The sequence below is a fragment of the Pontiella desulfatans genome, assembly GCF_900890425.1.
Taxonomy (GTDB): Bacteria; Verrucomicrobiota; Kiritimatiellia; order Kiritimatiellales; family Pontiellaceae; genus Pontiella; species Pontiella desulfatans.
Map to the genome: position 1 here is coordinate 1,088,839 of NZ_CAAHFG010000002.1, position 11,990 is coordinate 1,100,828.

Sequence of the window (11,990 nt, forward strand, 5' to 3'; positions counted from 1 at the left end):
ATTCCTTTTCAAATAGACGCCGGCGGATGTCCGGTTGGAAGAAAGGGAAGTCCATGAAGTGTTTTAATGTTTTATTGGTGCTGGCCATTACCTCGATCTCGTCTTGGGCGGTGGAGCCGGCGTGGAAGCTGGAAAAGTGGCCGGAGGGCCGCACGTTGGTCTGGGCGAATCCGGGCGAGGGCGGCGAGTTCGGCGTGGCCGAAAACTGGAAGGAAAACGGCAAGGGCGCAAAGACGGCGCCGGATCGCGAAACCGATATCCTGCTGCCGAAAGCGTCGAAACCCTACATCGTCAAGGGCGGGCGCGTTGACCAGGTGCGCCATGTGGTCATCGAAGAGAACGGTGAGCTCCAGGGCAAGCACCGCAACGAACTCGAAATCTGGGGCAACGTCGATGTCAAACCCGGCGGCGACATTCACTGGATTTCCATCCGCGGCGACCGCGACACCTACTTCAACATCGAAGACGCGGTCTTTCCCGGCAAGGGCCGCACCTACCGCCACACCTCCAAACGCCTGCCGAAGGAAAAGGCCTGCAATAGCCAGATTTCGCACAAGTTCCAGATCGCGAAGATCGGCACCAAGTCGGTCGAGTTTGTCGGAAACGTCGGCGTGAGCGACGAGGTGATGCTCCAGCACGGCAAGTGCATCATCAGCGGCGACTTCCGCTTCAGCGGCGCCACCAACAAGGGCGCGTTCGAGGTCTACGACGGCGGCATCCTCGAGATCCAGTCCGGCGGACGCATCGCCCCGTTCATCAACACCAATGCCAAAGGGGTCTACAACATCAACATCTACCGCAACGGCGTGCTCCAGGCGGGATCGCCCGAACGCCCGCTGACCGAGGATGCGTATGTCTGCCTTGGTTTTGCCGAAAACGACAAGCCGGGCCGCTCGGGACTCTATTCCGCGCTCGGTTCCATGATCCGCGTCTATTCCGCCAACCCGAAGCAGGCGCGCCTGGTGTTCACCTCCATCACCTCGATCGACGGCTTTGTCGATGGCCAGGGCCGCAAGGTCGGCGACCCGAACGAAGACGCGAAGGGCAACAAGGGCGTCGCCATGCAGCTTGCGGGCGATGTGCAGCTCGACGGCGCGCACTTCGACTACATCATGTCGGACGGCATCGGCCTGTTCGACAAGGATATGGCCAACGACTGGAAAAACATCACCTTCGGCAAGCACTGCGCCTCGTCGAACGCCAAGAACCTGATCACCAAAATGGACGCCGATCCCAACTCCTACTACCACGGGCGCGGCGACCAGAAGTCGGAATACGGCCTGACGCTCAAGGCGATGACCTCCATGAGCAAGCACCTCGGGGAATACGAGCCCTTCCAGCTTCAGACGCTGCCGGAAAACACCAAGCTGCGCAAGGTCGGCTCCGGCGGAAACCAGATCGAAACGCCCGTCGCCGTCATTTTCAACGAGCCCGTGAAGGTCGAGATCAAGACCAAGGTGCCCGGCGCCAAGATCCGCTACACGACCGATGGCTCCGAACCCACCGGAAGTTCACCCGCCTACTCCGGCGCGATCAAGCTCACCAAGACCACCAGGCTGACGGTCAAGGCCTACAAGAACGGCGTCGGCTTCAGCCCCACCTACACCACCACCTACGTCATCCAATAATGCGGATGCGACGGAGAGATGGCAGAATTATTCTGTCCATTCAACCCAGAGAGCGAGTTTCATGATTCTTTCCAAACCGAGAAACCTCCTGTGCGGCGTGGCCACACTTGTTTTGGCAGGCGCGGCGCAGGCCGTCATTAACCCGGCGTTGCAACCGGACGTCTATTTCCAGAAGTATGACAACATCGTCGTGCTGGAAATCGGCGCGATCGATCCCGCCGCCGCCAAGCTCAGCTGCTCCGTCGTCAAGGCGATCAAGGGCGACTACCAGTCCGGCACCACCATCGATATCGTCTTTGCGGGCGCACTCGCCGGGCAGGTGGCCGAGCGCGCCAACGACGGCTCGCTGGCGAAGGGCGACCGCTTCCCCGTTTTTGCGGGTAAGCCGAGCCGCCGCAAGTCCAACCGCCAGATCCGCATGTATGCCGACGAATTCCTCGTTGGCGAAGTGCAGACGGAAAACCTGTTCCAGATCGGCATCAGCGAAGAGGTCGAAACCGATTCCGAGGGGAACAAGGTCAACACGCTCGCCGGCATCTTTTGCGGCATGACCTCGGAGCTGATCAAGATGCTCGAAGACATGGCCGCCGACCGCGACTACTATCCGCGAAAGGCCTACGTCAAATTCCTGCCCGACCTGCTGGTCGACGAGCTGCCCAAGTCGGTCGAGGGCGTAGCGATGTATGACCTCAACGGCGACGGCATGGAGGATCTCGTGGCCTGCTCCCCGGCGGGCGACCGCATCTATTTCCAGGTCGAGCCGATGAAGTTTTCCAACGTCACCGAAAAGCTCGGCATCACGTCGGCCAGCGTTAGCTGCTCCGTGGCGGATGTCGATTGCGACGGGCTCGCCGACCTGATGCTCGGCACAACGATCTATAAAGGCAAGTTCGACAAAACCTACACGCTCGAAAAGACCGATTGGCTCAAGGCCGAAGGCGACGGTTTCAAGAGCGCGTCGTTCGTTGAGCTTAACGGCGACGGGCTTCCGGACGTGGTTGCCAGCTTCGCTGGAACGGGACTGCGCGCCTTCCTTAATTCCGGCAAAGGATCATTTGCATCGGCCGAACTGGCGTTGCCATCAGAAGGCAACGGCTACTTTGTTCCCGGCGACTGGAACGGCGACAGCCGCACCGACCTTTTCTATTCGCATGCCAATGGTTTCCTGATGGAGCAGGGCACGGACGGGACGTTCAAGCCTGCCGCGCACAACATCGAGTTTTCGTTCCGCACGGGCGTCGATGAATATGGCCAGACGGGCGCGGGCGTCTTTATGCCGACCTACCTGCCGAACAGCATGGATCTGGTGGTGCCGATCGAAAAGGATTGGCTGATCATCTCCAACGAAGAAGGTGTGCTCACCGATATCACCGTTTGGGGCAACGAGATCAGCGAGGGTTCCGACTACCACCTCGCCACCGTCGCCGCCGACCTCAACGTCGATGGCTACATGGACATCTACACTGTCTGCGACCAGCAGAAGGAAAACCGATATATTATCAACCGCGGCTACGGCTCCTACATGCACGCCAAGGTGCACGTCGATGAAAAGCCGCTCTTCAAAGGCCCGGCGCACGGCTCCGGCGGCCGCTCGCTGGCGGTTGGCGACATTAACGACGACGGCGCACCCGACATTTTGATCGGCAACGAAAAGGGCCAGCTCTTCCTGATCGTCAACGACACGCTCTCCATGCGCCAGCCGGGCGAGCTGTTGACGAAGGACGAAAAGCGCCTGCTCAACGTGCGCCTCTGTTCGGTGCGCGTGCTCGGGCCGAAGGGCGTCGTCGGTGCCAAGGTGCGCCTGCTCGATGCCAACGGCGCCGTCGTTGCGCGCAAGGATTTGGGCGGCAACGTCGCCACCGGATGCAGCAGTCCCGACACGGTCTGCTTCGCGGTGCGCACGCCGGGGAACTATAAACTGAACGTAGAATATGCCGATGGGCACAAGCGCGAGCTCGACGTCGATCTGACGACCGAAAAACGTGTTTCCATCGTAGCCGAACGCGGGGATTCCGAAGATGCTGGTTGGTGATTTAGCGGTTGTACCGATTTTTGTTAATGCGGGGGCGGCGATCCTCCCGGCGCTCGCCGCCGGAATCGCGACCTTTTTCGCGCTGCTCTTCAAACCTAAGGCGCTACTGAAGGCCTGCAAGGAAAAGCCGTTGGTTCCGGTATCGGTCGTTTTGATCGGCGTCGGCATCTGGGCGGCGGTTCGTTTCTGGCCCGCCCACGGCGGCGAAACGCACGAAGAACCGAAGCGCACCGCCAGCGCCGGATCGGGCACGGTCTACATCGACTGGACGGAGATCGCCCTGGCGCGCATCAAGGCCAAGCAACGCGGTGAAGTCAAAAAAGTTGAGCAGCCCAAGGTTGCCGTGGAAGCGGTCGATGCCCCCGTAATCTTCCGGGGCGGCAACCATCGCCTCGGCGCCGTCGGCCCGGCTCCCTCCGGCGAGTTGTCGCTGGCCTGGGACTATTTCCCGAGTTGGGTCGATGACGACGGCACGGTCGAAACGGTCGACTCCGCCATGATCCTTTCGAGCCCGGCCGTGCACGGCGACCGCGTCTATGCCGCCTCCTGCGAACTCGATCCGCCCGACTCCTACGGCATCGTCTTCTGCGTCGATGCCAACACGGGCGAAACCATCTGGTCGATCGACCAGATCGACGGCGAAGAGATCAAGGGCTTCTTCAGCTCGCCCGCCGTCACCGCCGACGGCAAATATGTTTTGATCGGGCAGGGGCTGCACCCGGACAGCGAATGCCAGCTTATCTGCATCGACACCGAAAGCGGCAAGGTGCATTGGACGGTCGAGAGCGACCTGCATATCGAAAGCTCGCCCGCCATTGAAAACGGCGTGGCCTATGTCGGCTGCGGCGCGATCGAAGATCCCGCCACGCACAAGCCGACCAGCCACACGGGTTACGTGATCGCCGTGCGCATTGCCGACGGCAAGGAACTTTGGCGGCGCGACGTGGTCGACCCCGAAAGCTCGCCCATCGTCAAGGACGGCGTCGTCTACATCGGCAGCGGCTTTAACGGCAAGGCCGTCGTTGCGCTAAATGCCGAGAACGGTGAAGAGCTGTGGAAAACCGAAACGCCGTATCCCATCACGGGTGCGGTCACGCTGATCAACGGCACCGTCATTGTCGGTGGCGGCAACGGCGACTTTGTTTTCCGCGATCCGAATCCGGCAGGCGTTGTTATGGCGCTCGACGCCAAGACGGGCGACGTCAAGTGGACGGCCGACATGCCCGATGCCGTGCTCGGCGCAGTCGCCGCTGGAAAATATTTCGTCGCGCCCGTTGCGGCGGGCAAGGTCGTTGCGCTCGATCCCGCATCCGGCGAGCAGGTTTGGTCGACCGCCATCAGCGGGCAGGCCCCCGTGTTGGCGGGCGCCGCCGTGACCGACCAATTCGTCTACGCCGTCAGCCACGATGGCTACATGGCCAAGCTTTCCATCGACGATGGTTCCATTCTGGAAAAAACCTACATCAACGAAAAGACGCGTCCCGGCGAGCAGGGGCTTTCCATCAGCTCGCCGATGATCGGCGGCGGCCGCATCTATGTCGGCAGTGAAACCGGAGGGCTGCGCTGCTATGAAGGATCGTAATATCCTGCCGCTCGCGGAGGCGCTCGACGTTTCACTCGTTGGTGGCAAGGCGATCAACTTGGCCAAGCTGATGCAGGCCGGGCTTCCGGTGCCCGGCGGGTTTGTGGTGACCACCACCACCTTCCGCGCATCCGATGGAAAGGTGGGCAAGGAGCTGGCCGATGAAATCCGCGAGGCGCTGACGCCGCTCAAGGGCAAGCGCGTTGCGGCGCGGTCGTCGGCGACCGCCGAAGACATGGCGGGGGCTTCGATGGCCGGGCAGTACGACACCTTCCTGAATCTCGAAACCGAAGAGCAGATTATCGAAGCCGTCGAAAAGTGCTGGCAAAGCATTCGGTCGAGCCGCACCGAGGCCTATCTTGCGGAACACGGCATCGCGCTCGACGACGTGGCCATGGCCGTTGTGGTGCAGCAGCAGGTTACGGCCGACGTTGCGGGCGTGCTGTTCACAGCCGACCCGCGCACGGGAACGCGCGATAATGTGTTGATCGAAGCAACGTGGGGATTGGGCGAGGCACTCGTCTCCGGCGACGTGCAGCCCGACGTTATCCGCGTGGATGGCGACAAGGTGCTTTCCTACGACGTTGCCGACAAGAAACACGCGATCTATCCCGGCGGCGACGGCATCGAAGACGTGCCGGAAGAGCAGCGCAAGCGCGCCTGCCTCGACTATGGTCTAATCATGCGCCTGACCGATCTCGGCGCAAAGGCCGCCGCGCATTTTGGCGGGCCGCAGGATGTCGAGTGGGCCATCGAAAAGGGCGAGGTGCTGATGCTGCAGGCGCGGCCGATCACCACACTGGCCGAGACCGATGCCTACAACAAACTGCTTTCCGAAACGAAGACCTACTTGAGCCAGCGCGTCGAAGACGGCGGCGGCCCGTGGGTGCGCCATAACCTCGGCGAAACCCTGCCGCATCCGACGCCGTTGACGTGGTCGCTGGTTTCGCACTTTATGTCCGGCAGTGGCGGCTTCGGCAAAATGCACGAGGAGCTCGGCTTTGCGCCGGGCGAGAAGGTGAAGGCGCGTAGCTTCCTTGACCGTATCGGCGGCGAGGTCTACATGGACTGCTCGCTGATGACCGAAATGTTTTCGGCCAACTATCCCTTTGCCTTCGATCCGGAGCTGCTGCGCTCCGATCCGGACGCCGCGCAAAATCCACCGACCGTGCCGAACGGCGGGCTGAAAAAAATCGGTGATGCCGCCAAGCTGGCCAAATCAGCCGCCGCAAAGATCGATGCGCTTTCGTTGAACCTCGACCAACGTTTCGACGAGGAATATGTGCCGGAGCTGATGGGCTGGAGCCTGGCGCAGGAATCGGTTGAACTGCAAAGCCTCGGCGATGCGGAGTTGATTGAGCTTTGGAAGGAGCAGTCGGCCAAGGTGCTCGACGATTTTGGCGGAATGGCATTCCTTCCGAGCATGGTTGAAGCGGTGGCGGTCGAAGAACTGCGGCAGCTACTGAACGAACATGTGTGGGACGAGGATCCCGACGAACTGGTTTCGATGCTTTCGGTCGGCGTTCGCCCCGACTGCACCATGGCCGCCAACATGGCGCTGGCCGATTTGGATCTGGACGAGTGGCTTGCACAATACGGCCACCGCGCCCCGGCGGAGTTCGACCTCGCGTCGCCGCGCTGGAACGAGCGCCCGGACGGCGTCCGCAAGATGGCGGAGCAGGTGGCCGGAACCGATCTCGATACGTTGCATCACGAACGATTGGAAGCGGCCGATAAATGCCTGACCAAGCTGTATGCCGAACTCGATGCGGATACGATGGAAAAGGTGGAGGCGGCGTCGAATCGGGTGCGCCGCTATATCCGCTTCCGCGAAGACGGCAAGTTTTATCTGATGCGCGCCTACTCGGTGCTGCGCACCACCGCGCTCGAATTCGGCCGCCGCCTGACGGTGGACGACGACATCTTTTTCATGGAGCCGGAGGAAATCTTCGCGGCGCTCGAAAGCGGCTTTGTTCCGGTGGATCGGATTGCCGACCGCAAGTTGGCATACGCGATTGAGCCGCGCTTGCAGACGCCGCATGTGATCGAGGCGGGCGATGTTGCATCGTTGGGCAACGCCGTGGTGCGTGCCGATGGCCCGGCGCTGGCGGCGCACGGCGTTTCGTGCGGTTCGGCGGTCGGCCCGGCCTCGATTGTGCTTAGTCCCGATCAATGCGATGGCTTTGAAAAGGGCTCGATCCTGGTTTGCCCCTCCACCGATCCATCGTGGACGCCGCTGTTCGCCAAGGCGGGTGGGCTTGTGCTGGAGCGCGGCGGTTCGCTGTCGCACGGCGCGGTGGTTGCTCGCGAGATGGGCTTGCCCGCTGTCGTGCTCGACGGCGCCACCGAACTGTTGGCGCAGGGCGAGACGATTACGGTCGATGCCAACGCAGGAATGGTCTATCGCGAAGGGGCGGACGCCGAGGTGGAGGATGCGCGCATTCCGCGCAGCGAAATTCCGCCGCCCGCGAGTGCCAAGGAAGCCAGCGCCAACCGACTCGGTTTGACGATGGCGATTGTTTGGGGGGTGCTGTTGGGGCTGGTGTTTCTGCTGCCGCCGAACCTGCTGCACGATCCGTTCATGGGCCTGCTCGATACGCTGCTGTGGCCACTGGTGCGCGGCTTCGGCATGATTGGCGCCGTGGCTATTGTGGCCGGGTTTTTCGGTCTGATTCCGATTCTCGGCCAGCGCTATTTGACCGACAACGGTCGGTTGTTCGAAGCCAAGCGCCGTTCGGGCCTGCTGCGCAAGGCGGCGAACAAACTGCCCGCCGAAAGCGCCCGCCGAAAAACCATGGAACAACTGGCCGCGCCCGTAACGACGCGCATTTTGAAAGCATCGATGGTTCCGCTGGCGTTGATTCTTGGGCCGATGATCATGGTCTTCATGTGGTTCCCGATGCGGGTTGATCCGGCATCGTGGAACGCCGAGCCGGGACGCATGGTCAGCATTGTGGCCGAGATCGATGGGGAATGCCTGGCACCCGTCTCGCTGGCCGTGCCTTCGCCGTTGGAACTGGATTCGGACGCGGCGCAAACGCTGCCGCCGATCCGCACCGAGCTCGAAGAACTGCGCGCCGAGTGGAAGGATGCGAGCGACATGTCCGACCTTCCGTGGGAAGTGCAGTCGGCCGCCGACCATACGCGCATGACGATGCTCGCCAGCCTCAACGCATTCTTGAGAGAGGGCGTTCCTCCGCAAAAGATGACGTGGCTCATCAGCGTGCCCGAAAGCGCCGAAGGCAAACATCCGGTCAAGCTGAAGGTGGGGGACGAAACCGTATCCTCGTTTGATTTGGTGTTTGGCCGGAACGTTCCGCCCGCTCCGGCGGCGTTCGCCGAGGTATCGGAGCAGGTGGTGTCGATCACGATCAACTATCCGCGCGCGCTGCAGCAGGCGAGCTTTTTCAAGCTACCTGGCACCAAGAAGGATCTCGGTTGGCTCGGCATCTACCTGCTCGCCTACCTGCCGACCATGTTCGTCGCCAAGTTCGCGCTGCGCGTGCCGTAGGCCATTGGTGGAGGGACGGGTTCCACCCCGTCCGCCGCACGAACGGTGTGGGCAAGGTGGAACTCGACCTTCCATTCTCCGGCGTTTAGCGCTTCCAGAGGTCTTCGCCGTATTCCCAGCCTTTGCGAACCGGTTCCTTGAGGTGTTGGTTCAATTCGGGGCGGTTGGTGATTTTCGCCTTTTTGGAATCCCATTCGATCTTGCCGCCATGGTTGACGGCGATGATGCCGAGCAGCATGATTTCGGTGAAGGGCGCGGCATAGTCGAAGTTGGCGCCGCATTCCGGACCGCCTTTGATGGCGTTGACCAGTTCGAGGATCGGACCGCCCTTGATGCGCGGGTATTTCTCGTCCGGATAGCCGGCGGCCTTGAACTCGACCTGTGCTTCCTTGTTGCCCAGGCGCGGGTTGTTGGAACGGTTGTCGGTGAAGCCGCTGTTTTTGGTTCCGTGGTAGAAGGTTCCGGCATTGGGCGGGTTGCCCGGCCATGTCCAGTCGGCGGGGGCGGAGGGGCGGAACAAGCTGGGATCGCCGTTGTACCAATAGAAGGTGCAGGGAGCCATGGAACCGCGCTTTTTGAAGTCGAAGCGGACGCGGCAGCCGTCGGCCACCATCCATTCGTCGCCGCCGGCCACCTTTTCGGCTTCCACGGCCACCGGCTCGTAGAGATCGAGCAGCCAGATGGGGGCGTCGGCCACATGGCAGAACCAGTCGCCGAAGGTGCCGGTGCCATAGCGGTTGAATCCCCTCCACTTTTTCGGATGGTAGAGGTTGTGGAAGGTCGTCGGACCGGTCGGTCCCTGCCAAAGATCCCAGTCCAGGGAGGCCGGCACCGGATCTGCGGCGGGCGGAAGGCTTTCCGGGCGCTGGAAATAGGGCCCCGTCCAGTTGGGGCCGCCGATGTAGCTGTGGGCTTCGGTGATCTGGCCGAAAATGCCGTGGTCGTACCACTCCTTGAGTTGGCGGATGCCGTTGTAGGTATGGCCCTGGTTACCCATGTTGGTGAGCACCTTGTATTTGTCCTTGGCTTTTTTCAGCGTGCGGGCCTGCCAGATGTTGTGGGCCAGCGGCTTCTGGGTGAAGACGTTGATGCCGCGCTCCATGGCGGCCATGGTGGCGGCGAAGTGGGTGTGGTCGGGCGTGTTGATGCAAACCATGTCGATTTCCTTGCCCATTTTATCGAGCATGACGCGGAAATCGGAAAAGCGTTTGGCGGTCGGATTGCCCGGATGCTTGTCGAGGTTTTTGTCGATCATGGAGGAATCGACATCGCACAGGGCGACAATGTTTTCGCCCTGGACACCGCCGTAGGCCATTTTCGCAATGTTTCCGGCGCCGATCATGGCGACGTTGACTTTGCTATTGGCCGATTGGCCGGGCTTGCCGATGCTGAACATCGGAATGGCTGTTGAAGCCGCGGCTGCGGTCATTTGGAAAGATCTACGGTTCATCTTCTTCATGTCGTTCCCTTGGTTGATAAATAACAATCCCAGTAATTTTCGGGGTTCCATCATTCCATGATCTGGCGGAACCGCCATCAATATGATCCCAAGAATTAGCACTATAGTCCCGTGCTCGCCCAGGGTGTACGGGAAAGAAACGCCCGCACCCATCCGAAATGGACAGCGGAGAGGCCTCCGCAGAGGGTGGCACCTGACTCCTGCTACCTGGTTACCGATGCGGGTCGCGTCAGCCGGCCATCTGCTGCTTGATGCGTATTTCGACGTCGTGCTCGTAGAGGGCGGTGAGGATTTCGTCGAGGGCGCCTTCCATGACGCGGTCGAGCTTGTAGAGCGTGAGGTTGATGCGGTGGTCGGTGAGGCGGTTCTGCGGATAGTTATAGGTGCGGATTTTTTCGGAGCGGTCGCCGGAGCCGACCATGGATTTTCGCTCGGAGGCCTGCGCTTCGGCGTTTTCGCGCTGCTGGGTGTCGTAGATGCGCGCACGGAGCATTTTCATGGCGGCGGCCTTGTTCTTGTGCTGGGAGCGTTCGTCTTGGCATTGGACGACGGTGCCGGTCGGGATATGGGTGATGCGGATGGCGGAGTCGGTGGTGTTGACGTGCTGGCCGCCGGCGCCGGAGGAGCGGTAGGTGTCGATGCGCAGGTCTTCGCTCTTGATTTCGATGTCGACCTCTTCCACTTCGGCCAGCACGGCGACGGTGGCGGCGGAGGTGTGGACGCGGCCCTGGGTTTCGGTCTGGGGGACGCGCTGTACGCGGTGGGTTCCGCCTTCGTGCTTGAGGGTTTTGTAGACCTCTTCGCCTTCAACGGAGAAGGAGACTTCCTTGTAGCCGCCGGATTCCGACGGGGAGACGTCGAGGACCTTGTGCCTCCATCCCTTCAGGTCGAAATAGCGGGTGTACATGCGGTAGAGGTCGCCGCAGAAGATGCCGGCTTCGTCGCCGCCGGTGCCGGCGCGGATTTCCATGATGACGTTGCGGGAGTCGGTGGGGTCGGCCGGAATGAGCGACACCATCATCTCGCGCTCGGCCTTGGGGAGGGTCTCCTCGATCTCGGCCAGTTCCATTTCGGCCATTTCCTTCAACTCGGCATCGGAGTCGGCATCGGTCAGGATGGCTTCGGCTTCGGCTTTGGCATCGACAAGGGACAGGACGTTTTTTGCGCATTCGGCCAGCATTTTTTGGTGCGAGTAGTCGCGCATGCACTCCTGCATCTTCTTGGGGTCGGATGAAACCTCGGGCCGAGACATGCGTGTTTCGAGTTCGCCGAGCTTGGATTGGAGCTGTTCGAGGTATGCGTGGTCGATCATGGTAAGATCCTGGGGTGTTGAATGGTTGAATGCGTGGCTCGTGGGATGGGGGGCTGGGGAAGGGCCGTGGGCAATCGCTCAGTTTTCCTGTAATCCAGCATTCCAATCGTCCATTTTATCCGGGCACAAAAAGGCCGAACCTGCTTGCGCGGGTCCGGCTTTCCAAAAGGCAAAAAGCTAGTAGGTGCCTTCTGCGAAACGCTTCTTGAAGCGGTCTACGCGGCCTTCCGTGTCGATCAGTTTTGCGCTTCCCGTGAAGAACGGGTGGCAGCTCGAGCAGGTGTTCACATGCATCTGTTTAACGGTGGAACGGGTTTTCACCTCGTTGCCGCAGGCGCAGTGGACGGTTGCTTCTTCGTAGTTCGGATGTATATTTGCTTTCATGTCTAAAATCCTCGTGTTCAATTGGGAGCGTGGTTTTTATACAAAGCGCCCCGGTGACGCAAGGCTTGTTTTGGTTTTTTTG

General features: G+C 61.0%; 7 protein-coding genes. 4 read left to right on the forward strand and 3 right to left on the reverse strand.

What is annotated here, in order from left to right; translation table 11 throughout:
- The first annotated feature begins 53 nt into the window (after positions 1-53).
- From E9954_RS20000 to E9954_RS20015, 4 genes are all read left to right on the forward strand, one after another.
- Positions 54-1,628 carry a chitobiase/beta-hexosaminidase C-terminal domain-containing protein gene (locus tag E9954_RS20000; protein ID WP_168442435.1) on the forward strand — a complete coding sequence of 525 codons (1,575 nt, stop codon included), beginning with the start codon at positions 54-56 and terminating at the stop codon, positions 1,626-1,628.
- Between the two features lie 61 nt (positions 1,629-1,689).
- Complete coding sequence (locus tag E9954_RS20005; protein WP_136081044.1) at positions 1,690-3,660, forward strand: FG-GAP repeat domain-containing protein; 1,971 nt, start codon at positions 1,690-1,692, stop codon at positions 3,658-3,660.
- Complete coding sequence (locus E9954_RS20010) at positions 3,647-5,242, forward strand: outer membrane protein assembly factor BamB family protein (protein WP_136081045.1); 1,596 nt, start codon at positions 3,647-3,649, stop codon at positions 5,240-5,242. The genes E9954_RS20005 and E9954_RS20010 overlap by 14 nt, the downstream gene beginning before the upstream one ends.
- Positions 5,229-8,753: a PEP/pyruvate-binding domain-containing protein gene (locus E9954_RS20015; RefSeq protein ID WP_168442436.1), complete on the forward strand. Its 3,525-nt coding sequence runs from the start codon at positions 5,229-5,231 to the stop codon at positions 8,751-8,753. The genes E9954_RS20010 and E9954_RS20015 overlap by 14 nt, the downstream gene beginning before the upstream one ends.
- A gap of 85 nt (positions 8,754-8,838) precedes the next feature.
- Here E9954_RS20015 and E9954_RS20020 read toward each other — a convergent pair whose 3' ends face one another.
- The 3 genes from E9954_RS20020 to rpmE form a co-directional block, all read right to left on the reverse strand.
- The gene (locus E9954_RS20020) at positions 8,839-10,212 is read right to left on the reverse strand and encodes a Gfo/Idh/MocA family protein (protein ID WP_222847254.1); all 1,374 of its coding nucleotides are present in this window, start codon (positions 10,210-10,212) and stop codon (positions 8,839-8,841) included.
- Between the two features lie 229 nt (positions 10,213-10,441).
- Positions 10,442-11,524: a peptide chain release factor 1 gene (gene prfA / locus E9954_RS20025; protein ID WP_136081047.1), complete on the reverse strand. Its 1,083-nt coding sequence runs from the start codon at positions 11,522-11,524 to the stop codon at positions 10,442-10,444.
- Between the two features lie 177 nt (positions 11,525-11,701).
- Positions 11,702-11,908, reverse strand: a complete 207-nt coding sequence (gene rpmE / locus E9954_RS20030; RefSeq protein WP_136081048.1) for a 50S ribosomal protein L31 — start codon at positions 11,906-11,908, stop codon at positions 11,702-11,704.
- Between the last annotated feature and the right edge of the window lie 82 nt (positions 11,909-11,990).

What these genes read in the sequence shown, in the direction of transcription:
- E9954_RS20020 (WP_222847254.1), bottom strand. Translation starts at nt 10,212, where the DNA reads ATGAAGAAGATGAACCGTAGATCTTTCCAAATGACCGCAGCCGCGGCT.
- rpmE (WP_136081048.1), bottom strand. Translation starts at nt 11,908, where the DNA reads ATGAAAGCAAATATACATCCGAACTACGAAGAAGCAACCGTCCACTGC.
- E9954_RS20010 (WP_136081045.1), top strand. Translation starts at nt 3,647, where the DNA reads ATGCTGGTTGGTGATTTAGCGGTTGTACCGATTTTTGTTAATGCGGGG.
- prfA (WP_136081047.1), bottom strand. Translation starts at nt 11,524, where the DNA reads ATGATCGACCACGCATACCTCGAACAGCTCCAATCCAAGCTCGGCGAA.
- E9954_RS20000 (WP_168442435.1), top strand. Translation starts at nt 54, where the DNA reads ATGAAGTGTTTTAATGTTTTATTGGTGCTGGCCATTACCTCGATCTCG.
- E9954_RS20005 (WP_136081044.1), top strand. Translation starts at nt 1,690, where the DNA reads ATGATTCTTTCCAAACCGAGAAACCTCCTGTGCGGCGTGGCCACACTT.
- E9954_RS20015 (WP_168442436.1), top strand. Translation starts at nt 5,229, where the DNA reads ATGAAGGATCGTAATATCCTGCCGCTCGCGGAGGCGCTCGACGTTTCA.